Raw genomic sequence first — 22,671 nt, 5'->3', positions numbered from 1 at the left:
GGCGCACCGGTACGGAACCGGCGCTCACGCACCGTCGTTCCTCGGTTGTTGGGGGCAAAACCGCACACTCTCCTCTACGATCCCCGCCCCCGAGTCCGAATCGCCCTCGATCCTAAGTGACTTTCCGGACGCCTTGGACTGCTCGGTCAGGCCACAGATCCATTACTCCTGTACCGCTTCCGGCCATTCCCGTCCCGCTCCCGGCCCCCGGGAGCGGCCGCTACGACGTGAGCGCGCGCCGCAGCCGCGCCTCGTCCACCCGCCAGAAGGTGTGCTGGGCCCCGTCCACGAGCACCACGGGGATCTGCTCCCAGTACTCCCGGTGCAGCTCGGCGTCCTGGGTGATGTCCTTCTTCTCCCAGACGACACCGAGATCACCGCAGACCTTCTCGACGACGATCTGTGCGTCTTCACACAGATGGCAGTCGGGTTTCCCGATGAGCGTGACCAATCGCTCCCGAGGCACCTTCTTCTCCGCCCGACGTCCCGGACCCCGAAAAACAGAACTCATACGCCTCATTCTCCCGCCCCGTCAGGGGCGCGGGGAACCGCGCGACCGGCCCCCACCGGTCGGCGCCCGGCACCCAGCCCCCGGTGGAGCCGGAAAGAGCGGGCCGGAGGAGCGTCCGGAAGGGGCGGACTCCTTAACGACACCGCCGCGGAGAGTTCACCGCATCCGAACCTCCCGGCTCCGGTCCCACCGAACAAACTGGCTATGCTCACGCCATGGCCGCTCTCGGATGGCTCACCCCCCGCAGGCGCTCCGCCACCGCGCGCAGCGTGCTGGCAGGCGAGGCCTCGGCTGAGGCAGCGCGCAAGACCTCCCAGGTGCTGGAGGAGCTCGCGCAGGAAGGCGCGCCCGGAGCCGCCGAACCGGAGTTCCCGGTGTACGGCGACGAGCAGGCCGCCGCCTTCTTCGACCTCGACAACACGGTGATGCAGGGCGCCGCGATCTTCCACTTCGGCCGCGGCCTCTACAAGCGGAAGTTCTTCGAGTCCCGCGACCTGTACCGGTTCGCCTGGCAGCAGGCCTGGTTCCGGCTGGCCGGCATCGAGGACCCCGAGCACATGCAGGACGCGCGGGACTCCGCGCTGTCCATCGTCAAGGGCCACCGCGTCGCCGAACTGATGTCGATCGGCGAGGAGATCTACGACGAGTACATGGCCGAGCGCATCTGGCCCGGCACCCGCGCACTCGCCCAGGCGCACCTGGACGCGGGCCAGAAGGTGTGGCTCGTCACGGCCGCCCCGGTCGAGATCGCCACGGTGATCGCCCGCCGCCTCGGCCTGACCGGCGCCCTCGGCACGGTCGCGGAGTCGATGGACGGCGTGTACACCGGCAAACTCGTCGGCGAACCCCTGCACGGCCCCGCGAAGGCCGAGGCGGTCCGCGCCCTGGCCGCGGCGGAGGGACTGGACCTCGACCGCTGCGCCGCGTACAGCGACTCGCACAACGACATCCCGATGCTGTCGCTGGTGGGACACCCCTACGCGATCAACCCGGACGCCAAGCTCCGCAAGCACGCCCGCACCCTCGAATGGCGGCTGCGCGACTACCGTACGGGCCGCAAGGCCGCGAAGGTCGGCATTCCGGCCGCGGCCGGGGTCGGCGCGGTCGCCGGCGGCACCGCCGCCGCCATCGCCCTGCACCGCCGCCGCCGCTAGGGCCCGCCGGGCAGGCCCTGGCGTCCGCGCGGTTTCCGCGCCCCCTCCGGGCACAGCAGTGCTGTTGACGGGACCCGGCCACAACACGCCCTGGACTCAGACGGAACACGAACCGAATCGATCAACAACCGGTCATGATTCGGCACTTCACCAGGTGCCATTCGGTTACAGAAGCGACGTAATCGATGATTTGAGCAACTGGGTGTAGCACTGCCTGTACGAAGCGTTATTCTCCTCAGACGCATAACGGACCCCACCTTTCGCTACGACGGGTGAACGGTCCGGTACTGCACGTGATGGAAGCTCTGCCTCTGGGAGTCCCGTGTACCCACACGTCGGGGTTGACGCCTCGGGCCTGGCTACGCTGCGCGCAACGGTCCTCGACCGTCTGCGCGGCTTCGTCCCCACCGCGTACGCCGTCCCCGCCCTCGCTGTCTCCGTCGCGCCCGTCGGCCCGTGCTACGCACTGGCGGACGGAAACGCGGCGGTCGGCAGACGAGGACGTTCGAGCGCGTCGGCCACCCCCGCACGCCGCCCGGCCGCAGACAGTGACAGCGCCCGGATGATGGATCTCGTGGAGCGCGCACAGGCCGGTGAGGCCGAGGCCTTCGGCCGGCTCTACGACCAGTACAGCGACACCGTGTACCGCTACATCTACTACCGCGTCGGCGGGAAGGCGACCGCGGAAGACCTCACGAGCGAGACGTTCCTGCGCGCACTGCGCCGCATCGGGACGTTCACCTGGCAGGGCCGTGACTTCGGCGCCTGGCTGGTCACCATCGCCCGCAACCTCGTCGCGGACCACTTCAAGTCGAGCCGCTTCCGGCTCGAAGTGACCACCGGCGAGATGCTCGACGCCAACGAGGTCGAGCGCTCCCCCGAGGACTCCGTCCTGGAGTCCCTCTCGAACGCGGCACTGCTGGACGCCGTCCGCCGCCTCAACCCCCAGCAGCAGGAGTGTGTGACCCTGCGGTTCCTCCAGGGCCTCTCGGTCGCCGAGACCGCCCGTGTCATGGGCAAGAACGAGGGCGCGATCAAGACCCTCCAGTACCGTGCGGTCCGGACCCTGGCCCGGCTCCTCCCGGAAGACGCCCGCTGAGACCCCGCGCCCCCGCGGGCCCGACGCCACGCGGCCGGCCCGCCGGACCGTCCCCGGCGGGGCCCCGCACCGACCCGTACGCTCAGCGATTACCAACTCACCCTCCGTGAAAGCCGGTTGACTTCACGGTCCGATCATCCGTCGTCCGTAACCCAAGTGCCGAGCCGCTCGTTGTGCGGGATACAGGCTCCCTGTGGTCACACCCTGACCGTCTTCGATCACTCGACCGAGTGCTCGTGGTCGCGGGGCGCGACCCCCAGGACCCCCTGGGGAGCCGACCGTCATGACGAGAGGAGGTGCCGCCAGTGATCGCGAACGTATCGGCGCACCGGCGGACGAACGCCTTCGCCCAGGCCCTGGAGGAGCGCTCCGACAGGGACACGGCGGCCGAGCGGACCGAAGGTCCTGCTCCGGCCGTCGCGGACCGGTCCGAGCAGAGCCGGATGCTGTCCCTGGCGACCGGCCTCGGCGAGCTGCCCAAACCGCAGATGGACCCCGAGGTCAAGGTCGTCCAGCGGGCCCAGCTGGTGGCCGCGATGGAGGCCATGCTCATGGAGGGCACGGCCGCGGGCGAGGCGACGGGCCCTGCGGTGCCCGAGCAGCGGTCCCACCGGGGCCGGGGCGCGCACAGGGCGACCGGGCTGGGGAAACTGCGGCCCCGTTCCCGGCTGTCGAAAGGGCTCGCCGCGGGCGGACTCACCGTGGGCGTGGCCGCCGGAGCCTTCGGCGGAGTGGCCGCCGCCAGCTCCGACGCCCTGCCCGGTGACTCGCTCTACGGGCTCAAGCGCGGCATGGAGGACCTCAGGCTGGGCATGGCCGCCGGCGACAGCGACCGGGGTGAGCTCTACCTCGACCAGGCCTCCACCCGGCTGAGCGAGGCGCGCCGCCTGATGGAGCGCGGCCGCTCGGGCCCCCTGGACCACGAGTCCCTGGGCGAGATCCGGCGCGCGCTGTCCGGCATGCAGCACGACGCCTCCGAGGGCCACCGCCTGCTGCACGAGGCCTACGAGCGGGACCCGGACTCCCTGGGCCCCATCCAGACGCTCTCCGCCTTCTCGCAGTCGCACCGCGACGCCTGGGGCGCCCTGCGCGACCGGCTGCCGGTCCAGCTCGGCGACGTCAGCCGCCAGGTCAGCTCGGTCTTCGACGCCATGGACGAAGAGGTCGCCCCGCTGCGCGCGCTGCTCCCGGAGCCGCCCGTCCCCGAGGGCACCGGCCGGCACCGCGGCGCGAGCTCCGACTCCCCCGGCTCCTCCGGCTCGGACCGGCCGGCCCCGCCCAGCGCCACCGGCCGCGACTCGTCCGACCGCCCCGGGACCGGCAGCGGCAAGCCCAAGCCGTCCACGTCCAGGACCGAGGACGACGGCCTGCTCGGCGGCAGCACGGGCGGCCTCCTCGACCCGCCCGAGGACGACACCAGCGCCAGCCCCTCGGGCAAGGGCACTCCGTCGCCCGAGCCGGACGTCACCCTGCCGCCCCTGCTTCCGGGCCTGCTCCCCGGCCTGGGCATCGACAGCGAGGACGCGGACTAGATCCCGCCGGTACGCGGCTGGGGCGCCCCCTTTTCCGGAAAAAGGGGGCGCCCCAGCCGCGTACCGGCATGCCGTTCTCCGGGGCCGTCGGTCAGAAGAAGACCGAGCGGCGCTGCACCAGCAGTTTGTACAGGGTGTGCTGGATCTGTTCCCTGACCTGGTCCGTCAGGTTGAACATGAGCATCGGGTCCTCGGCCGCCTCCGGCGGATAGCCGTCCGTGGGGATCGGCTCGCCGAACTGGATCGTCCACTTGGTCGGGAGCGGGACCGCGCCCAGCGGGCCGAGCCACGGGAAGGTCGGCGTGATGGGGAAGTACGGGAACCCGAGCAGCCGTGCGAGGGTCTTCGCGTTGCCGATCATCGGGTAGATCTCCTCCGCCCCCACGATCGAGCACGGGATGATCGGGGTGCCCTGGCGCAGCGCGGTCGACACGAACCCGCCACGGCCGAACCGCTGCAGCTTGTAGCGCTCGCTGAACGGCTTGCCGATGCCCTTGAAGCCCTCCGGCATCACCCCGACCAGTTCACCGCGCTGCAGCAGGCGTTCGGCGTCCTCCGCGCACGCGAGGGTGTGCCCGGCCTTGCGGGCCAGCTCGTTGACCACGGGCAGCATGAAGACCAGGTCGGCCGCGAGCAGCCGCAGGTGCCGGTTCCCGGGGTGGTTGTCGTGGACCGCGACCTGCATCATCAGGCCGTCCAGCGGCAGCGTCCCCGAGTGGTTGGCGACGATCAGCGCCCCGCCCTCCGACGGGATGTTCTCGATGCCCTTGACCTCCACGCGGAAGTACTTCTCGTAGAGGGGGCGCACCAGCGACATCAGGACCTGCTCGGTGAGCTCCTGGTCGTACCCGAAGTCGTCGACCTCGTAGTCGCCCGTCAGGCGCCGCCGCAGGAACGACAGACCGCCGGCGACACGCCGCTCCCAGCCGTCGCCCCGCGGCTCCTCCACGGCAGCCGGTCCTGCGGCCGGTTCCTCATGCGTCACAGCCACATCATCCTGCTGAATCGTTCGTGCGGGCAGGGGCTGGACCTCGTGCACCGCCGCCTGCTCGCTCTTGCGCCTGTTCCCCCCGCTGCGCCGCCGCGGCGGCCGCTGTGCGGCGCTCCCACGGGACCGGTCGTCGTCGAACGGAATGACCTTGGCGTCCGCCATCGTTGATGCGCTCCTCGGTTGGCGCTCAGTCGGCGCTCTGCGTCAGGGGGTGGTTGCCGCCCAGAGCGGGCAGTGCGGCGATCCGGTCGACGGCCCCCGCGAGGACCTCGGGGGGCAGCAGTCCCGGACCCCGGCCGCGGGCGAAGTCCGCGAACGCCTCCGCCGTGGAGAACTTCGGCCGGTATCCGAGCGTCTCGCGCATCTGGTTCGTCGCCACGACCCGGCCGTGGGTGAGCAGTCGCAGCTGCTCGGGCGAGAAGTCCGTCATGCCCACCGTGCGCAGCGCCGAGCCCACCCAGGTGATCGCGGGCATCAGCAGCGACACCGTGGGCCGGCCGAGCCTGCGCGCGCACTGCGAGAGCAGCAGGACGCCGTCACCGGCGATGTTGAACGTGCCGCTGTTGAGCGTGCCCCGCTCGGGCTCGTGCGAGGCGATCCGCAGGACGTCGATCACGTCGTCCTCGTGCACGAACTGCAGCCGCGGGTCGTAGCCGAGCACGGTCGGCAGCACGGGCAGCGAGAAGTAGGCGGCGAGCGGGGTGTCCGCGCCGGGACCGAGGATGTTGGCGAACCGCAGGACGCACACGGCGACGTCGGGCCTGCGCCGCGCGAAGCCGCGTACGTACCCCTCGACCTCGACCGTGTCCTTCGCGAAGCCGCCGCTGGGCAGCGACTTGGGCGAGGTGGTCTCGGTGAAGACGGCCGGGTCGCGGGGCGCCGACCCGTAGACGTTGGTGCTGGACTTCACGACCAGCCGCTTGACCGTCGGCGACTTCTGGCAGGCACCGAGCAGCTGCATGGTGCCGATGACGTTGGTCTCCTTGACCGAGGCGCGGCTGCCGCTGCCCAGCGGGGTGCCCGTCACGTCCATGTGCACGACCGTGTCCACGGAGTGCTCGGCGAGCAGCCTGGCGATGGTGGGCTGCCTTATGTCGGTGCGGACGAACTGCGCCCCGCCCAGGTGGTGCTCCGGCGCGATCGCGTCCACGGCGATCACCCGGTCCACCTCGGGGTCACGCTGGATGCGTCGTACGAACCGGCCCCCCAGATGACGGGCCACTCCGGTCACGAGCACGACCTTCCCCAAGATCAGCGCCTTCCTTCCAGCCGTCGACGACACCTGCTCGTACTCTGCCGTGTTCCCCGTGACGGTCACGTTAGCGGGTCGGTGTCGCGCTGTGACGTCCGCCCGATGCATGAAGTGACGGCGTGCCCGGACATACGGACGGACCGAGCCATCCGCCGCACGGAACGTACGCCCGGACCCCCGCACGGCGTTCGTTCCACCGGACGGACCAGGGGGGTTCACCGCATACGACTGTGGCCCCCCACCGAACCGGTGGGGGGCCACAGAGCGCACTGTCGCGACGTCGCCCACGCCCCGCCTCCGCGTGGTGGGCGACCGCCGCAGGTCGCGACTACTTCTTGTTGCGACGCTGAACGCGAGTGCGCTTGAGCAGCTTGCGGTGCTTCTTCTTGGCCATCCGCTTACGCCGCTTCTTGATAACAGAGCCCACGACTACCCTCGCTCACTTCTCTTTACTCGTTGCTGGGCTGCATGGGCCCACACGACTTATGAGGGGCCAGCCTACCCGCCTGAGCGCCGGAGGTTGTAATCGAGGGGTTCCGGGCGGGATCCCGGGGACGCCGTCGAGCCGCCCCGGGGATCCCGCCCGGACCGCCGTCAGGCTGTCTCCACCCCCACGTAGGACTCGCGGAGGTACTCGTGAACCGCTTGCTCCGGGACGCGGAATGACCTCCCGACCCGAATCGCGGGCAGATGACCGCTGTGCACCAAGCGGTACACGGTCATCTTCGACACTCGCATCACCGAGGCGACTTCCGCCACGGTAAGGAACTGAACCTCGTTCAGAGGCCTCTCGCCTGCAGCCATGACACACCTGAACCTTCCGCACTCGACGGTCACCGGCTTCCCCTTCCGGTAACACTTCGTCGTTGCGTGCTCACTCCCCAGAGTAGGGGCGGGTGATGCGAGTGGGGAAGAGGAGCCCCCATCGGCGGCCTACTGTGACAGACACGCTCGATTGAGTACATAGCGAGTAAGCGGTCGGTAGTAATCAGACCGCACAGCGTCATCAAGTGGAACGACGACGGACACCCGCCCCTCCGCCTCGCCGACGAACAGCGCGGGATCGTCGGTGTCACCCAGCCCCATGGCCTCGAACCCCAGCTGACCTGCTCCGCAGACCCATCCGTGGTCCCCCACCACGAGTTCCGGAAGCGGTCCGCCGGCCTCTGCCGCGGCGGCCAGAACGGCCCGAACCGGGAGGGGGGAGTGCGTGTGCACGCCGGTCTCGCGGACGGCGTCCCGCGCCCCGGGTTCCCGCACCAGCGCGACTCCTCGTACGTAGGCAAGGTTGTACGTGCGTAGGCCGAACCGGGTCGTTATGTCGACACAGCGACCATACGCGGGGGTGAGGACGGTACATCCGGCCGCCGACAGAGCGTCCGCGAGAGTGGCGTAGAAACCGATCAGCCGATGCGGGTGTCCGGTGCCGAACAGCACCGGCGAACGGTTCCGCGCGGCTTCCGCAAGCCGTCCCGCGAAGGCGTCGAGCGCCTCCAGGGTCCGGTCGGGATCGATCACATCGGGTCCGGTGGTATGCCGGGGATCGCCGGATACCCCGCATTTGTCCGCCATCAAGGCGATCAGATCGGACTGTTTCCAGTCCCGTTCAGGATCGATCCCGATCGTCACCCGCGGATCCCGGGCCGCGAACAGCCGATAACTCCTGAGGCTCACCTCACGGGAGGTGGCCACGTCCCCGGCCAGCCCGACCGCCAGCAGATGCGCCCGTAACGCTCCGGTACTCAGCACGCGTCGATGCTGCCGCACGCGCCGACACAGCGCCCCCGGAACGGCGAAGGGGTCGCACAGTCGGCGTAACGGACTCGCGGCCATCTCCTTCAGCCCGTCCGGCGTTCGAGGACGAGCGCGTCAGCGCGATCACGGGGGTCCGGGGGCGGCAGCCCCCCGGGGCCGGGACGGGAAAGGGGGGCGGGGCGAGGAAAGCCGGGTGGCCCCACCCCCGCGAACGCCCTACGCCAGTAGCCCCCGCAAGGGATACACGGCTCGCCGCGCGGCCAGCACCGCCTGGTCCAGGCGGTCCGCCGGGTCGTACCCCGCCTCCCACCCCACGAACGACACGGGCCACCGCCCGTCGGTCATCCGCGCGGGCCCCGACTGCCGCGTACGGGCGAACACTTCCTGCCGCCAGCTCTCCGGGATGACGGACGAGGGCGCCACCTCCCGCCCCGCCGCGATCGCGACGAGATGCGTCCAGGACCGCGGCACGACGTCCACCACGGCATATCCGCCCCCGCCGAGCGCCACCCACCGCCCCTGCGCGTACTCGTGCGCGAGCTCATGACAGGCCACCTGCACGGCCCTCTGCGCATCGAGCGACACGGCGAGATGGGCGAGCGGATCCTCGAAGTGCGTATCGGCCCCGTGCTGGGTGACCAGCACCTGCGGCCGGAAGTCGGCGATCAGCTCGGGCACCACGGAGTGGAAGGCCCGCAGCCACCCCGCGTCCCCGGTCCCGGCCGGCAGCGCCACGTTCACCGCGGAGCCCTCGGCCCCGGCGGCCCCGGTCTCCTCGGGCCACCCGGTCTGCGGGAAAAGAGTCCGCGGGTGCTCGTGCAGGGAGACCGTCAGAACCCGCGGGTCCTCCCAGAAGGCCGCCTGCACCCCGTCCCCGTGGTGGACATCCACATCCACGTACGCGACCCGCTCGGCCCCGAGTTCGAGAAGCCGGGCGATGGCCAGCGCGGCGTCGTTGTAGATGCAGAACCCGGACGCGCCCCCGGGCATCGCGTGGTGCAGCCCGCCCGCGAAGTTCACCGCGTGCAGCGCCTCACCCCGCCACACGGCCTCCGCCGCGCCCACCGACTGCCCGGCGATCAGCGCGGACACCTCGTGCATACCGGCGAAGGCCGGATCGTCCGTGGTCCCGAGGCCGTACGCCGCGTCCGCCGACCGGGGATCCGCGGAGGCGGCCTTGACCGCCTCGACGTAGTCCTCCCGGTGCACCAGCCGCAGGGTGGAGTCCCCGGCGGCCCTGGCCGCGACGACGTCCACCTCCCGGTCGAGCCCGAAGGCGTCGACCAGGCGCCGGGTCAGCGACAGCCGGACCGGATCCATCGGATGGTCCGGACCGAAGTCATAGCCCGTTACTGCCTCGTCCCACATCAGCTGTGCGCGGCCGCTCATGCCCGTCACCGTATCCGGAAGGTCCGGAGGCGAACGAGCGGGCGTAGAACAGTGTCACCAGCACCAGCGCCATGGGCACGAGCATCGCCCACCGATAGCTCCACGCATCGCCCAGAACGCCCACCAGCGGCGAACCGATCAGGAATCCCACGTAGTTGAAGATGTTCAGCCGGGCGACGGCCGCGTCCGCCGTCCCGGGGAACAGCCTCCCGGCCGCCGCGAAGGTCTGCGGCACGATCACGCACAGCCCGAACCCCACGAGGGTGAAGCCGAGCATCCCGGCCCAGGGGCCGGGCGCCACCGCCACGACCAGGAAGCCGGCGGCCGCGACCACCGCCCCCAGCCGCACGACCGCCACGGCCCCGAACCGCCGCACCCCGAAGTCCCCCACGGCCCGCCCGAGGAGCGTGGTGACCATGTAGACGTTGTACGGAACGGTCGCCAGCTGCTCCGAACTGCCGAGCACGTCCTGGAGGTACTTGGCACTCCAGTTGGAGACGGTCGAATCACCGATGTACGCGAAGGCCATCACCAGACACAGCGGCAGCAGCAGCTTGAACCCGACGCCCGCACCGCCGGCCGCCTCCGACACCGGTTCCTTCGGGCCTCCTCCCCCGGCCCCGCTCCCGTCCACGTACCACCGGCTCCCCACCAGCGCGGCGGGCAGCAGCACCAGCACCGCGGGCAGGTACGACACGAACAGCGTCAGGTTCCAGTGCGCCCCCGCCCACGCCAGCGAGGCCCCGACGATCCCGCCGAGACTGAACGCGGCGTGGAAACCGAGCATGATGCTGCGCCCGTACGCGTGCTGGAGGCTCACCCCGAGCATGTTCATGGACGCGTCGAGGGCTCCGACGGCCAGCCCGAAGGCGCCGAGTGCGAGTCCGAGCTCCCACAGGCTCTCCCCGGTCCCGACCCCGAGCAGCGCGAGCAGGACGACCGGCTGCGACCACCGCAGTACGTGACTCGGCCGTATCCGTTTCACCAGGTGCTCGGTGCAGACGCTGCCGACACCGGCGAGGATCGGCACGGCGGCGAGGAAGGCGGGCAACAGCCCGTCGGACACCCCGTAGCGGTCCTGGATGGCCGGGATACGTGTCACGAGCAGCGCAAAGGCGACGCCCTGGGCGAAGAAGCCGAACGCCAACGAGGCCCGGCCGCGCCGGAGCACATCTGTCATGGCGGCTCAGCGTAGGGCTCAGGCTTACCCGTGGGTAGACGCTGCAGAAGATGAATTCCGCTCAGCTTCGGGCCCGGCTTCGGCCGGATGTCAGTTCTGGAGGAGTCCCAGCAGTTCGCTCATCTCCGCGAAGAGCCGGTCCGCCCCCGCCAGCCGCTCGGCCGGTGTCATCGCGGTGAAGCCGTACACGTCCATGCCGGCCGCCCGGGCCGCCTGCACGCCGAGCGGGCTGTCCTCCACGACGAGGCACTTCTGCGGGGCCACGCCCATCCGCTCGGCCGCGTACAGGAACAGGTCCGGGGCCGGCTTGCCGCGCCCCACGTCCTGCGAGCTGAAGATGCGGCCGTCGTCGAACCACCGGTCCAGCCCGGTCGTGCGGTGCCCGACCCGGATCCGCTCATGGCTCCCGGACGACGCCACGCAGTACGGAACGCCGTCCGCGGCCAGCTTCTCCAGGACCTCCTGGGCTCCTGGCACCGGCTGCAGCTCCCGCTCGAACGCGGCGAAGACGCGCCCGTGGAAGACATCGTCGAAGTCGGCGGGCAACCGCTGCCCGGTCCGCTCCCCGACCAGGTCGTGCACGCGGTGCATGGCGGCCCCCATGTAGTCGCGCAGGGAGTCCTCGTACGAGGTGGGGTGCCCGAGCTCGGTCAGATATGCGGCGAGAAGGGTGTTGGAGATCGGCTCACTGTCCACCAGGACGCCGTCGTTGTCGAAGATCACCAGGTCATAGCGCATATCGAAAACCCTAAGCGACCCGAAACGCAAAAAAGCCCCCGCACCGAAGTGCGGGGGCTTTCTCGTAATATTTGTTCGGCGGCGTCCTACTCTCCCACAGGGTCCCCCCTGCAGTACCATCGGCGCTGTGAGGCTTAGCTTCCGGGTTCGGAATGTAACCGGGCGTTTCCCTCACGCTATGACCACCGAAACACTTTGAAACTCTGATTCAAACACCCGCACCACACCCCCCGTGGCCAGACAAAGGGGTATGGGGTTGTTCGTGGTTTCAGAACCAACACAGTGGACGCGAGCAACTGAGGACAAGCCCTCGGCCTATTAGTACCGGTCAGCTCCACCCCTTGCAGGGCTTCCACATCCGGCCTATCAACCCAGTCGTCTACTGGGAGCCTTAACCAATCAAGTTGGTGGGAATACTCATCTCGAAGCAGGCTTCCCGCTTAGATGCTTTCAGCGGTTATCCCTCCCGAACGTAGCCAACCAGCCATGCCCTTGGCAGGACAACTGGCACACCAGAGGTTCGTCCGTCCCGGTCCTCTCGTACTAGGGACAGCCCTTCTCAATATTCCTACGCGCACAGCGGATAGGGACCGAACTGTCTCACGACGTTCTAAACCCAGCTCGCGTACCGCTTTAATGGGCGAACAGCCCAACCCTTGGGACCGACTCCAGCCCCAGGATGCGACGAGCCGACATCGAGGTGCCAAACCATCCCGTCGATATGGACTCTTGGGGAAGATCAGCCTGTTATCCCCGGGGTACCTTTTATCCGTTGAGCGACGGCGCTTCCACAAGCCACCGCCGGATCACTAGTCCCGACTTTCGTCCCTGCTCGACCCGTCGGTCTCACAGTCAAGCTCCCTTGTGCACTTACACTCAACACCTGATTGCCAACCAGGCTGAGGGAACCTTTGGGCGCCTCCGTTACTCTTTAGGAGGCAACCGCCCCAGTTAAACTACCCATCAGACACTGTCCCTGATCCGGATCACGGACCCAGGTTAGACATCCAGCACGACCAGACTGGTATTTCAACGACGACTCCACACGGGCTGGCGCCCGCACTTCACAGTCTCCCAGCTATCCTACACAAGCCGAACCGAACACCAATATCAAACTATAGTAAAGGTCCCGGGGTCTTTCCGTCCTGCTGCGCGAAACGAGCATCTTTACTCGTAGTGCAATTTCACCGGGCCTATGGTTGAGACAGTCGAGAAGTCGTTACGCCATTCGTGCAGGTCGGAACTTACCCGACAAGGAATTTCGCTACCTTAGGATGGTTATAGTTACCACCGCCGTTTACTGGCGCTTAAGTTCTCAGCTTCGCACACCCGAAAGTGCACTAACCGGTCCCCTTAACGTTCCAGCACCGGGCAGGCGTCAGTCCGTATACATCGCCTTACGGCTTCGCACGGACCTGTGTTTTTAGTAAACAGTCGCTTCTCGCTGGTCTCTGCGGCCACCCCCAGCTCAAGCAGCAAGTGCTCTCACCAGTGATGGCCCCCCTTCTCCCGAAGTTACGGGGGCATTTTGCCGAGTTCCTTAACCATAGTTCACCCGAACGCCTCGGTATTCTCTACCTGACCACCTGAGTCGGTTTAGGGTACGGGCCGCCATGAAACTCGCTAGAGGCTTTTCTCGACAGCATAGGATCATCCACTTCACCACAATCGGCTCGGCATCAGGTCTCAGGCTATGTGCTGTCCGGATTTACCTGGACAACGCCCTACACCCTTACCCCGGGACAACCACCGCCCGGGATGGACTACCTTCCTGCGTCACCCCATCACTTACCTACTACAGGTCTGGACCGTCGGCTCCACCACTTTCCTTTCCCCGAAGGGTCCGGAACGGCTTCACGGACTTAGCATCGCCTGGTTCGATATTTGACGCTTCACAGCGGGTACCGGAATATCAACCGGTTATCCATCGACTACGCCTGTCGGCCTCGCCTTAGGTCCCGACTTACCCTGGGCAGATCAGCTTGACCCAGGAACCCTTAGTCAATCGGCGCACACGTTTCTCACGTGTGTATCGCTACTCATGCCTGCATTCTCACTCGTGAACCGTCCACCACTAGCTTCCGCTGCGGCTTCACCCGGCACACGACGCTCCCCTACCCATCCCAGCAGGCGTTGGCCCTATTGCTGAAATGACACGACTTCGGCGGTACGCTTGAGCCCCGCTACATTGTCGGCGCGGAATCACTAGACCAGTGAGCTATTACGCACTCTTTCAAGGGTGGCTGCTTCTAAGCCAACCTCCTGGTTGTCTGTGCGACTCCACATCCTTTCCCACTTAGCGTACGCTTAGGGGCCTTAGTCGATGCTCTGGGCTGTTTCCCTCTCGACCATGGAGCTTATCCCCCACAGTCTCACTGCCGTGCTCTCACTTACCGGCATTCGGAGTTTGGCTAAGGTCAGTAACCCGGTAGGGCCCATCGCCTATCCAGTGCTCTACCTCCGGCAAGAAACACACGACGCTGCACCTAAATGCATTTCGGGGAGAACCAGCTATCACGGAGTTTGATTGGCCTTTCACCCCTAACCACAGGTCATCCCCCAGGTTTTCAACCCTGGTGGGTTCGGTCCTCCACGACCTCTTACAGCCGCTTCAACCTGCCCATGGCTAGATCACTCCGCTTCGGGTCTTGAGCGCGCTACTGAATCGCCCTATTCGGACTCGCTTTCGCTACGGCTTCCCCACACGGGTTAACCTCGCAACACACCGCAAACTCGCAGGCTCATTCTTCAAAAGGCACGCAGTCACGACCCACAGAGTAAACTCTGTGAGCGACGCTCCCACGGCTTGTAGGCACACGGTTTCAGGTACTATTTCACTCCGCTCCCGCGGTACTTTTCACCATTCCCTCACGGTACTATCCGCTATCGGTCACCAGGGAATATTTAGGCTTAGCGGGTGGTCCCGCCAGATTCACACGGGATTTCTCGGGCCCCGTGCTACTTGGGTGTCTCTCAAACGAGCCGTTGATGTTTCGACTACGGGGGTCTTACCCTCTACGCCGGACCTTTCGCATGTCCTTCGCCTACACCAACGGTTTCTGACTCGTCTCACAGCCGGCAGACTGTGAAAGAGAGATCCCACAACCCCGTATGCGCAACCCCTGCCGGGTCTCACACACATACGGTTTGGCCTCATCCGGTTTCGCTCGCCACTACTCCCGGAATCACGGTTGTTTTCTCTTCCTGCGGGTACTGAGATGTTTCACTTCCCCGCGTTCCCTCCACACACCCTATGTGTTCAGATGTGGGTGACAGCCCATGACGACTGCCGGGTTTCCCCATTCGGAAACCCCCGGATCAAAGCCTGGTTGACGGCTCCCCGGGGACTATCGTGGCCTCCCACGTCCTTCATCGGTTCCTGGTACCAAGGCATCCACCGTGCGCCCTTAAAAACTTGGCCACAGATGCTCGCGTCCACTGTGCAGTTCTCAAACAACGACCAACCACCCATCACCCCACCCTTACAGGCGAGTGCACTGGGGCCGGCACCGAAGGACGACCATGTACGGCCGTACCTTCAGACACCCAACAGCGTGCCCGACACCCCCGACCCCCAGATCAGCTTTCCACGCCCCGAAGGACAGTACTTGCAGCCTGAGCAGACTGAGAATGCCGAATAATCAACGTTCCACCCTTGAGCAACCAGCACCGGACATTCGCCGATGAACTGGCCTCTGGACCGTCAGGTAAACCTGCCGGCCAAGAAATGCTCCTTAGAAAGGAGGTGATCCAGCCGCACCTTCCGGTACGGCTACCTTGTTACGACTTCGTCCCAATCGCCAGTCCCACCTTCGACAGCTCCCTCCCCACAAGGGGGTTGGGCCACCGGCTTCGGGTGTTACCGACTTTCGTGACGTGACGGGCGGTGTGTACAAGGCCCGGGAACGTATTCACCGCAGCAATGCTGATCTGCGATTACTAGCAACTCCGACTTCATGGGGTCGAGTTGCAGACCCCAATCCGAACTGAGACAGGCTTTTTGAGATTCGCTCCACCTTGCGGTATCGCAGCTCATTGTACCTGCCATTGTAGCACGTGTGCAGCCCAAGACATAAGGGGCATGATGACTTGACGTCGTCCCCACCTTCCTCCGAGTTGACCCCGGCAGTCTCCTGTGAGTCCCCATCACCCCGAAGGGCATGCTGGCAACACAGAACAAGGGTTGCGCTCGTTGCGGGACTTAACCCAACATCTCACGACACGAGCTGACGACAGCCATGCACCACCTGTCACCCGACCACAAGGGGGGCCGTATCTCTACGGCTTTCCGGGCGATGTCAAGCCTTGGTAAGGTTCTTCGCGTTGCGTCGAATTAAGCCACATGCTCCGCTGCTTGTGCGGGCCCCCGTCAATTCCTTTGAGTTTTAGCCTTGCGGCCGTACTCCCCAGGCGGGGAACTTAATGCGTTAGCTGCGGCACCGACGACGTGGAATGTCGCCAACACCTAGTTCCCACCGTTTACGGCGTGGACTACCAGGGTATCTAATCCTGTTCGCTCCCCACGCTTTCGCTCCTCAGCGTCAGTAATGGCCCAGAGATCCGCCTTCGCCACCGGTGTTCCTCCTGATATCTGCGCATTTCACCGCTACACCAGGAATTCCGATCTCCCCTACCACACTCTAGTCTGCCCGTATCGTATGCAGACCCGGGGTTAAGCCCCGGGCTTTCACATCCGACGCGACAGACCGCCTACGAGCTCTTTACGCCCAATAATTCCGGACAACGCTTGCGCCCTACGTATTACCGCGGCTGCTGGCACGTAGTTAGCCGGCGCTTCTTCTGCAGGTACCGTCACTTTCGCTTCTTCCCTGCTGAAAGAGGTTTACAACCCGAAGGCCGTCATCCCTCACGCGGCGTCGCTGCATCAGGCTTTCGCCCATTGTGCAATATTCCCCACTGCTGCCTCCCGTAGGAGTCTGGGCCGTGTCTCAGTCCCAGTGTGGCCGGTCGCCCTCTCAGGCCGGCTACCCGTCGTCGCCTTGGTGAGCCACTACCTCACCAACAAGCTGATAGGCCGCGGGCTCATCCTTCACCGCCGGAGCTTTCAACCCCCACCCATGCGAGTGGAAGTATCATCCGGTATTAGACCCCGTTTCCAGGGCTTGTCCCAGAGTGAAGGGCAGATTGCCCACGTGTTACTCACCCGTTCGCCACTAATCCCCACCGAAGTGGTTCATCGTTCGACTTGCATGTGTTAAGCACGCCGCCAGCGTTCGTCCTGAGCCAGGATCAAACTCTCCGTGAATGTTTTCCCGTAATCGGGACAACACCATGAGAGCGGAACAGTCGACCGGAATAAGGAAGACTGTTCACAGCGTCCTCGCTGATGCGCCTACCAGGCGTTAACCCGGCAGGACTTTTTCAAAGGAACCTCCACCCGCCACCAAACGGTGACGGACGGGGTATCAACATATCTGGCGTTGATTTTTGGCACGCTGTTGAGTTCTCAAGGAACGGACGCTTCCTTTGTACTCACCCTCTCGGGCTTTCCTCCGGGCTTTTCCCTTCGGTCTTGCTGTCTTGCGTTTCCGACTCTATCAGACCGTTTCCGGTTCCGATTTCCTCGGCGCTTTCCAGGTTTTCGCTTTCGCGTTTCCCTTTCCGGCGGTTCCGACTCTACCAGATCCTCTCGGACCCGATTCCCAGTCGAAGTGGGTTGTCCTCGCGGCTGTTGGGCCGTTCCGACGAGTGAGACTTTAGCGGAATCCCGGCCCCCGAGCTAATCGGGGTCGCGCCCTTTCGAACGTGGATTCCTCATTTCGCAAACACGCGTGAAAACGAGCCGACGACGGATCGTCGATCGCTGTGTGCTTGTTGCGGAATGGCTGTCCGGGGACCAACCGAAGTCGGCGCTCACGTCGGACAACTCGGAGAACACTACGTAGCGGGCCCGGGCGTGTCAACCTGCTGTCGGGGTCCACCCCGGAGGCGTACGCTCGGGGCCATGACTACGCACGCGTGCACCCAGCTGTGGTGGGCCGCCTGACGGCGGCCGTACATACGCGTGTACCCAACGGCCGCCGCCTCGGCGGCCGTTTTCGTTCCTCCCCGGGGCGCCGGCCGGCGGTGGTGGCGGCCTCGACCAGGAGGTAGCGGAATGAAGAGGGTCTTCAGCGGGATCAAGCCGACCGGGCATCTGACCCTGGGCAACTACCTGGGGGCGATGCGGCGCTGGAGCGAGGTCGACCAGCACGGGGCCGACGCGCTGTTCTGTGTCGTCGACCTGCACGCCCTGACCGTGGACCACGATCCCGGACGCGTGCGCAGGCTCAGCCGGCAGGCGGCCACCCTGCTGCTGGCCGCGGGGCTCGATCCGAAGCTGTGCACCGTCTTCGTACAGAGTCATGTCGATGAGCACGCGCGGCTGTCGTACCTGCTCGAGTGCGTGGCGACCGACGGCGAGATGCGCCGGATGATCCAGTACAAGGAGAAGGCGGCGGCCGAGCGGGCGCGGGGCGGGAGTGTGCGGCTGTCGCTGCTGACGTACCCCGTGCTGATGGCGGCGGACATTCTGGCGTACGGGACCGACGAGGTGCCGGTGGGGGACGACCAGGCGCAGCACGTGGAGCTGACGCGGGACCTGGCGGTGCGGTTCAACCAGCGGTACGGGCAGACGTTCGTGGTGCCGCGGACCACGCATCCGGAGGTGGCGGCGCGGGTCATGAACCTGCAGGACCCGACGTCGAAGATGGGGAAGTCCGACGACGCGGGGCCGGGGATCGTCTATCTGCTCGACGAGCCCGAGGCCGTCCGGAAGAAGATCATGCGGGCCGTGACCGACAGCGGGTCGGACGTCGTCCACGACCGGGAGGCCCGGCCCGGGGTCTCGAACCTGCTGGAGATCCTCGCGGCCTGCACGGACGGGAACCCGGACGAACTGGCCGGCGCGTACCAGACGTACGGAGCGCTGAAGAAGGACACCGCCGACGCCGTGGTGGAACTCCTCGACCCCGTACGGCGCAGGCACCGGGAGCTGTGCGCCGATTCCGCGTACGTGGAGAAGGTGCTGCGCGAGGGTGCCGAGAAGGCCAGGGGGATGGCGAGGCCGAGGGTGGACGCGGCGTACCGGGCGATCGGGCTGCTGCCTGCGGAGTGAGGAGCGGCGGGGCGGGGGGCCGGAGGCTGGTCCGGCCCCGGGGCCTCTAGCTGTTGCCGGAGGCCAGTTCGCGGCTGCGGTCGCGGGCCGCCTCCAGGGCGGCGATGAGGGCGGCGCGTACGCCGTGGTTCTCGAGCTCGCGGATGGCGTTGATCGTGGTGCCCGCGGGGGACGTGACGTTCTCGCGGAGCTTCACGGGGTGCTCGCCGCTGTCGCGGAGCATCACGGCGGCGCCGATCGCGGACTGGACGATCAGGTCGTGGGCCTTGTCGCGGGGCAGGCCGAGCAGGATGCCCGCGTCGGTCATGGCCTCGACCAGGTAGAAGAAGTACGCCGGGCCCGAGCCGGAGAGGGCGGTGCAGGCGTCCTGCTGGGACTCGGGGACGCGGAGCGTCTTGCCGACGGCGCCGAAGATCTCCTCGGCGTGGGCGAGGTGCTCGGCGGTGGCGTGGCTGCCGGCGGAGATGACGGACATGGCCTCGTCGACGAGGGCGGGGGTGTTCGTCATGACCCGGACGACCGGGGTGCCCTGGGCGAGGCGCTCCTCGAAGAAGGCGGTGGGGATGCCCGCGGCGCCGCTGATGATCAGGCGGCCGGCGGGGACGTGCGCGGCGAGTTCGTCGAGCAGGGTGCCCATGTCCTGGGGCTTGACCGTGAGGATCAGGGTGTCCGCCGTCTTGGCGGCCTCCTGGTTGGTGACGGCGGTGACGCCGTGGCGCTCCTGGAGTTCCCTGGCGCGCTCCGGGCGGCGAGCGGTGACCAGGAGGTCGGTGGGCGCCCAGCCCGCTCGGATCATTCCGCTGAGCAGGGCCTCGCCGATCTTGCCGGTGCCGAGCACCGCGACTTTCTGGCTCATGTTCGGTTGCCCTCCGGGGTACGTCGTCCGGGGCCCATCCTCGCACCGGGGTACGGGAGCGGGCTGCGTTGTCCGCTGGGCGGGACGCGGGCGGGGCTGTCCGGAGTCAGGCGGTGCGGCGGCGGAGGGTGGCCGCGCCGAGGATCAGGACGAGGAGGGCGCAGGCCGCGACGATCAGGGTGTCGCGGACGAAGGCGGCGGTGACGTCGGTGTGCTGGAGGACCTCGTTCATGCCGTCGACGGCGTACGACATGGGCAGGACGTCGGAGATGCCCTCCAGTACGGGGTGCATGTCGGAGCGCGGGGTGAACAGGCCGCAGAGGAGGAGCTGGGGGAAGATCACGGCCGGCATGAACTGGACGGCCTGGAACTCGGAGGACGCGAACGCCGAGACGAAGAGGCCCAGAGCGGTGCCGAGCAGGGCGTCGAACAGCGCGACCAGGAGGAGCAGCCAGGCCGAGCCGGTGACGTCGAGGCCCAGGACCCAGACGGCGAGGCCGGTGGCGAGGACGGACTGGACGACGGCGATCGCCCCGAAGGCGAGGGCGTAGCCGGCGATGAGGTCGGCCTTGCCGAGGGGCATGGCGAGGAGGCGTTCCAGGGTGCCGGAGGTGCGTTCGCGCAGGGTGGCGATGGAGGTCACCAGGAACATCGTGATGAGGGGGAAGACGCCGAGCAGCGAGGCGCCGATGGAGTCGAAGGTGCGCGGGCTGCCGTCGAAGACGTAGCGGAGCAGCAGGAGCATCACGCACGGGATGAGGATCATCAGCGCGATCGTGCGCGGGTCGTGGCGGAGCTGGCGCAGGACCCGGGTCGCGGTGGCGGTGGTGCGCGCGAGGCCGAAGGCGCGCGGCTCGGCCGGTGAGCCCGGTGTGGCCGGACTCGTACGTGGGGTACCTGAGGTATCTGAGGTGCTGGTCGTGTTCATCGGAGGGTCTCCTTGTGCGGCCGGTCGCCGGCCGCGATCGCTTCGTCGACCAGGTGGAGGAAGGCGGCCTCGACGGTGTCGGTGCCGGTACGGGTGCGCAGGGCGTCCGGGGTGCCCCCGGCGAGGATTTCGCCCTCGCGCATCAGGAGCAGGCGGTGGCAGCGCTCGGCCTCGTCCATGACGTGGGAGGAGACGAGGAGGGTGGCGCCCCGGTCGGCGGCGATGGCGTGGAAGAGCTGCCAGAGGTCGCGGCGGAGTACGGGATCGAGGCCGACCGTGGGTTCGTCGAGGACGAGGAGCTCCGGGGTGCCGAGGAGGGCCGCGGCGAGGGAGACGCGGTTGCGCTGGCCGCCGGAGAGGTTGCCCGCGAGGGCGTCGGCGTGGGTGGCGAGGTCGACGTCGGAGATGGCGCGGGTGACGCTCTCGTGGCGGCGGTCGGCGGCCGCGCGGCCGGGGTCGAGGATCGCGGCGAAGTAGTCGAGGTTCTGGCGGACCGACAGGTCGTCGTAGACGGAGGGGGCCTGGGTGACGTAACCGATGCGGGAGCGGAGGGCGGGGTCTCCGGCGGGGAGGCCGAGGACGTCCAGGGTGCCGGTGACCTTGGCCTGGGTGCCGACGATCGACCGCATGAGGGTGGACTTGCCGCAGCCGGAGGGGCCGAGCAGGCCGGTGATACGGCCGCGGGGGACGTCGAAGTCGATGCCGCGCAGGACCTGGCGGGGGCCGCGGAGGACGGTGAGGCCGACGGCGTGGACCGCCGGGTGGTCGGTGGTCGGTGGTGTGGGGTCGGGGGCCGGTGATGCGGGGTCGGGTGGGCCCGACGCTATATTCATCATGTGATGAATATTGCGCCCGGGTCGTGGGGTCGTCAAGCCCGCGCGGCGCGTACGGGGCTTCCGCGAAGACGTCCTCCGCGTGGGCCCGGAGGCCCGAGGCCCGCTTCTCGGCGACGTCACCGCCGATGAGCTCCTCCACGTGCCGGCTCTGCTCGTCCTGCCAGGGCACATCACGGACGGCGGTGTTCCACCCCACCTGAGGGCCAGGGCTGGGGGTAGGTGAGGAGGAGTCGGTCATGGGGCCGTCGTGGCTGCCGCCGGTTTGGGATGGGCCGGGTGGGCTGTGGCTGAGCGCGCAGTTCCCCGCGCCCCTTGAAAGCACCGGGGCTTTCCGTGCGCCCCGACCGGTGGGGGTGGGTCGGCCTCAGCGTCCTCTGCGGCGGGGCGCTCGGCGGTTGTACGCGGCGCGGGCCGTCTCGTACTCGGTGCGGTGCAGGTGTTCGCCCGGGGCTTCCGTCAGGGCGCGGAAGAAGTACGCGGTGAGGGTGCCGATGAAACCGATGGCCAGCAGGCCGCGCAGGGAGGACTGCGTGTCCGGGGCCGGGCGCTGCGCATAACCCGCCCAGGTGTGGCGGAACGCGAGCGCGCTGCAGACGGCGAACATCGTCACCACGAGGACGGTGACGAAGCCGCCCACGGCTGCGATCTCCAGACCCTCGTACGCGAAGCGGAGGACCAGGCAGCCGGCCACGATCACGGCGAGTGCGCCGACGGCCGCGGCGGCACGGCGGACCGCGTAGCCGCCGTCATGGTCCACCCAGGTCGTTCCGAAGAAGCGGATCGGTTCGGGGCGGGGGCCTGCGGTGGCGCCCGCGGTAGTGGCTGCGGTGGTGCCTGCTTCGTCGCTCACCGCTCGATTATCGCCTCAGCCCTCGCGGCCCACGGGCTGCTTACCCCGTGGGCCGCGAGGGCCGGTCGGCCGGGGCGTCAGGCGCAGCGCGCCGCCACGTACCCGTCGCTGCCCGTGTGGACGTACGCGTCCGAGACGTACTCGCCGTTGGCGATGTTGTCCCAGAGGTTCGTCGTGCCGTACGTGCCGCTCACCCACTCGCCGGGCTTCTGGCAGTTGATCGGCACCCGGGCGCCGAGTGCCAGCGCCTTGATGAGCTGGTACTGCGTGCCCGGCCCGCTGCGGACGTTCAGGCGGATGCCCTCCGCCACCGAGTAGCGGACCGCCACCGCCCCCTCCGCCGCGCTGTCGACCGCGTCGTCGACCGTTCTCGTACCTTCCTCAACAGCCATCGCTGCCACCCCCGTTGATGTACTTCCTGTAACCGCTGCCACGGATTCCGCCCGCGACCCGCGCAGGCTAGCAAGCACGTCCGACATCGCA

At 67.5% G+C, this 22,671-nt stretch carries 18 protein-coding genes and 3 rRNA genes; 4 read left to right on the top strand and 17 right to left on the bottom strand.

Annotation, left to right across the window (positions count from 1 at the left end):
* Nucleotides 1-220: 220 nt before the first annotated feature.
* Entirely contained in the window at nucleotides 221-520 is a 300-nt protein-coding gene (locus QFZ75_RS21870) for a glutaredoxin family protein (RefSeq protein ID WP_373465917.1), read from the bottom strand.
* A gap of 206 nt (nucleotides 521-726) precedes the next feature.
* On the opposite strand from QFZ75_RS21870, the gene QFZ75_RS21865 reads away from it, so the two are divergent.
* The 3 genes from QFZ75_RS21865 to QFZ75_RS21855 all read left to right on the top strand — a co-directional run bounded on the left by QFZ75_RS21865 (nucleotide 727) and on the right by QFZ75_RS21855 (nucleotide 4,296).
* On the top strand, nucleotides 727-1,665 hold the full coding sequence (locus QFZ75_RS21865; protein WP_307539367.1) for an HAD family phosphatase: 939 nt from the start codon (nucleotides 727-729) through the stop codon (nucleotides 1,663-1,665).
* Nucleotides 1,666-1,987: 322 nt separating this feature from the next.
* On the top strand, nucleotides 1,988-2,764 hold the full coding sequence (locus QFZ75_RS21860; protein WP_307539365.1) for an ECF subfamily RNA polymerase sigma factor, BldN family: 777 nt from the start codon (nucleotides 1,988-1,990) through the stop codon (nucleotides 2,762-2,764).
* Nucleotides 2,765-3,069: 305 nt separating this feature from the next.
* Nucleotides 3,070-4,296: a DUF5667 domain-containing protein gene (locus QFZ75_RS21855; protein WP_307539363.1), complete on the top strand. Its 1,227-nt coding sequence runs from the start codon at nucleotides 3,070-3,072 to the stop codon at nucleotides 4,294-4,296.
* Nucleotides 4,297-4,387: 91 nt separating this feature from the next.
* On the opposite strand, the gene QFZ75_RS21850 is transcribed toward QFZ75_RS21855, so the two are convergent.
* The 11 genes from QFZ75_RS21850 to QFZ75_RS21800 all read right to left on the bottom strand — a co-directional run bounded on the left by QFZ75_RS21850 (nucleotide 4,388) and on the right by QFZ75_RS21800 (nucleotide 16,867).
* Nucleotides 4,388-5,449 carry a lysophospholipid acyltransferase family protein gene (locus QFZ75_RS21850; RefSeq protein WP_307539361.1) on the bottom strand — a complete coding sequence of 354 codons (1,062 nt, stop codon included), beginning with the start codon at nucleotides 5,447-5,449 and terminating at the stop codon, nucleotides 4,388-4,390.
* Between the two features lie 25 nt (nucleotides 5,450-5,474).
* Nucleotides 5,475-6,536: an NAD-dependent epimerase/dehydratase family protein gene (locus QFZ75_RS21845; RefSeq protein WP_307539360.1), complete on the bottom strand. Its 1,062-nt coding sequence runs from the start codon at nucleotides 6,534-6,536 to the stop codon at nucleotides 5,475-5,477.
* Nucleotides 6,537-6,867: 331 nt separating this feature from the next.
* On the bottom strand, nucleotides 6,868-6,966 hold the full coding sequence (locus QFZ75_RS21840) for a 30S ribosomal protein bS22 (RefSeq protein WP_003948845.1): 99 nt from the start codon (nucleotides 6,964-6,966) through the stop codon (nucleotides 6,868-6,870).
* Nucleotides 6,967-7,133: 167 nt separating this feature from the next.
* A complete protein-coding gene (locus QFZ75_RS21835) occupies nucleotides 7,134-7,343 on the bottom strand; it encodes a helix-turn-helix domain-containing protein (protein ID WP_093781815.1) in 210 nt (69 codons plus the stop codon).
* 129 nt (nucleotides 7,344-7,472) lie between these two features.
* Entirely contained in the window at nucleotides 7,473-8,288 is an 816-nt protein-coding gene (locus QFZ75_RS21830; RefSeq protein ID WP_307539358.1) for a phosphatase, read from the bottom strand.
* Nucleotides 8,289-8,510: 222 nt separating this feature from the next.
* Entirely contained in the window at nucleotides 8,511-9,683 is a 1,173-nt protein-coding gene (locus QFZ75_RS21825) for an acetoin utilization protein AcuC (protein WP_307539356.1), read from the bottom strand.
* Complete coding sequence (locus QFZ75_RS21820) at nucleotides 9,634-10,863, bottom strand: MFS transporter (RefSeq protein WP_307539355.1); 1,230 nt, start codon at nucleotides 10,861-10,863, stop codon at nucleotides 9,634-9,636. The genes QFZ75_RS21825 and QFZ75_RS21820 overlap by 50 nt, the downstream gene beginning before the upstream one ends.
* A gap of 90 nt (nucleotides 10,864-10,953) precedes the next feature.
* Entirely contained in the window at nucleotides 10,954-11,601 is a 648-nt protein-coding gene (locus QFZ75_RS21815) for an HAD family phosphatase (RefSeq protein WP_307539353.1), read from the bottom strand.
* Between the two features lie 73 nt (nucleotides 11,602-11,674).
* Nucleotides 11,675-11,791, bottom strand: a 5S ribosomal RNA gene (gene rrf / locus QFZ75_RS21810).
* A gap of 108 nt (nucleotides 11,792-11,899) precedes the next feature.
* Nucleotides 11,900-15,022, bottom strand: a 23S ribosomal RNA gene (locus QFZ75_RS21805).
* Between the two features lie 317 nt (nucleotides 15,023-15,339).
* Nucleotides 15,340-16,867 (bottom strand): 16S ribosomal RNA (locus QFZ75_RS21800).
* The 16S, 23S and 5S rRNA genes sit together here, the layout of an rRNA operon.
* Before the next feature lie 852 nt (nucleotides 16,868-17,719).
* On the opposite strand from QFZ75_RS21800, the gene trpS reads away from it, so the two are divergent.
* Nucleotides 17,720-18,718 (top strand): tryptophan--tRNA ligase, encoded by a 999-nt coding sequence (trpS, locus tag QFZ75_RS21795; RefSeq protein ID WP_307539351.1) that lies wholly within the window; start codon nucleotides 17,720-17,722, stop codon nucleotides 18,716-18,718.
* Nucleotides 18,719-18,764: 46 nt separating this feature from the next.
* Here the strand turns inward: trpS and proC are convergent, their stop codons facing one another.
* From proC to QFZ75_RS21770, 5 genes are all read right to left on the bottom strand, one after another.
* A complete protein-coding gene (gene proC, locus QFZ75_RS21790; protein ID WP_307539349.1) occupies nucleotides 18,765-19,574 on the bottom strand; it encodes a pyrroline-5-carboxylate reductase in 810 nt (269 codons plus the stop codon).
* 106 nt (nucleotides 19,575-19,680) lie between these two features.
* On the bottom strand, nucleotides 19,681-20,502 hold the full coding sequence (locus QFZ75_RS21785) for an ABC transporter permease (protein ID WP_307539347.1): 822 nt from the start codon (nucleotides 20,500-20,502) through the stop codon (nucleotides 19,681-19,683).
* Nucleotides 20,499-21,338 carry an ABC transporter ATP-binding protein gene (locus QFZ75_RS21780; RefSeq protein WP_307539345.1) on the bottom strand — a complete coding sequence of 280 codons (840 nt, stop codon included), beginning with the start codon at nucleotides 21,336-21,338 and terminating at the stop codon, nucleotides 20,499-20,501. The genes QFZ75_RS21785 and QFZ75_RS21780 overlap by 4 nt, the downstream gene beginning before the upstream one ends.
* A 364-nt stretch (nucleotides 21,339-21,702) precedes the next feature.
* The gene (locus tag QFZ75_RS21775; protein WP_307539343.1) at nucleotides 21,703-22,188 is read right to left on the bottom strand and encodes an EamA/RhaT family transporter; all 486 of its coding nucleotides are present in this window, start codon (nucleotides 22,186-22,188) and stop codon (nucleotides 21,703-21,705) included.
* Nucleotides 22,189-22,265: 77 nt separating this feature from the next.
* Complete coding sequence (locus QFZ75_RS21770; RefSeq protein ID WP_307539341.1) at nucleotides 22,266-22,580, bottom strand: hypothetical protein; 315 nt, start codon at nucleotides 22,578-22,580, stop codon at nucleotides 22,266-22,268.
* Nucleotides 22,581-22,671 lie beyond the last annotated feature (91 nt).

It is taken from the genome of Streptomyces sp. V3I8 (assembly GCF_030817535.1).
In the GTDB taxonomy this organism is placed as follows: Bacteria; Actinomycetota; Actinomycetes; order Streptomycetales; family Streptomycetaceae; genus Streptomyces.
Note: the sequence above shows the minus strand (reverse complement) of the source record. Positions and strands in the feature narration are given on the sequence as shown.

Bases quoted from the DNA above. Each gene is read 5' to 3' on its own strand.
- QFZ75_RS21870 (WP_373465917.1), bottom strand. From the start codon at position 520: ATGAGGCGTATGAGTTCTGTTTTTCGGGGTCCGGGACGTCGGGCGGAG.
- QFZ75_RS21865 (WP_307539367.1), top strand. From the start codon at position 727: ATGGCCGCTCTCGGATGGCTCACCCCCCGCAGGCGCTCCGCCACCGCG.
- QFZ75_RS21850 (WP_307539361.1), bottom strand. From the start codon at position 5,449: ATGGCGGACGCCAAGGTCATTCCGTTCGACGACGACCGGTCCCGTGGG.
- QFZ75_RS21835 (WP_093781815.1), bottom strand. From the start codon at position 7,343: ATGGCTGCAGGCGAGAGGCCTCTGAACGAGGTTCAGTTCCTTACCGTG.
- QFZ75_RS21825 (WP_307539356.1), bottom strand. From the start codon at position 9,683: ATGAGCGGCCGCGCACAGCTGATGTGGGACGAGGCAGTAACGGGCTAT.
- QFZ75_RS21820 (WP_307539355.1), bottom strand. From the start codon at position 10,863: ATGACAGATGTGCTCCGGCGCGGCCGGGCCTCGTTGGCGTTCGGCTTC.
- QFZ75_RS21815 (WP_307539353.1), bottom strand. From the start codon at position 11,601: ATGCGCTATGACCTGGTGATCTTCGACAACGACGGCGTCCTGGTGGAC.
- trpS (WP_307539351.1), top strand. From the start codon at position 17,720: ATGAAGAGGGTCTTCAGCGGGATCAAGCCGACCGGGCATCTGACCCTG.
- proC (WP_307539349.1), bottom strand. From the start codon at position 19,574: ATGAGCCAGAAAGTCGCGGTGCTCGGCACCGGCAAGATCGGCGAGGCC.
- QFZ75_RS21785 (WP_307539347.1), bottom strand. From the start codon at position 20,502: ATGAACACGACCAGCACCTCAGATACCTCAGGTACCCCACGTACGAGT.
- QFZ75_RS21780 (WP_307539345.1), bottom strand. From the start codon at position 21,338: ATGATGAATATAGCGTCGGGCCCACCCGACCCCGCATCACCGGCCCCC.
- QFZ75_RS21770 (WP_307539341.1), bottom strand. From the start codon at position 22,580: ATGGCTGTTGAGGAAGGTACGAGAACGGTCGACGACGCGGTCGACAGC.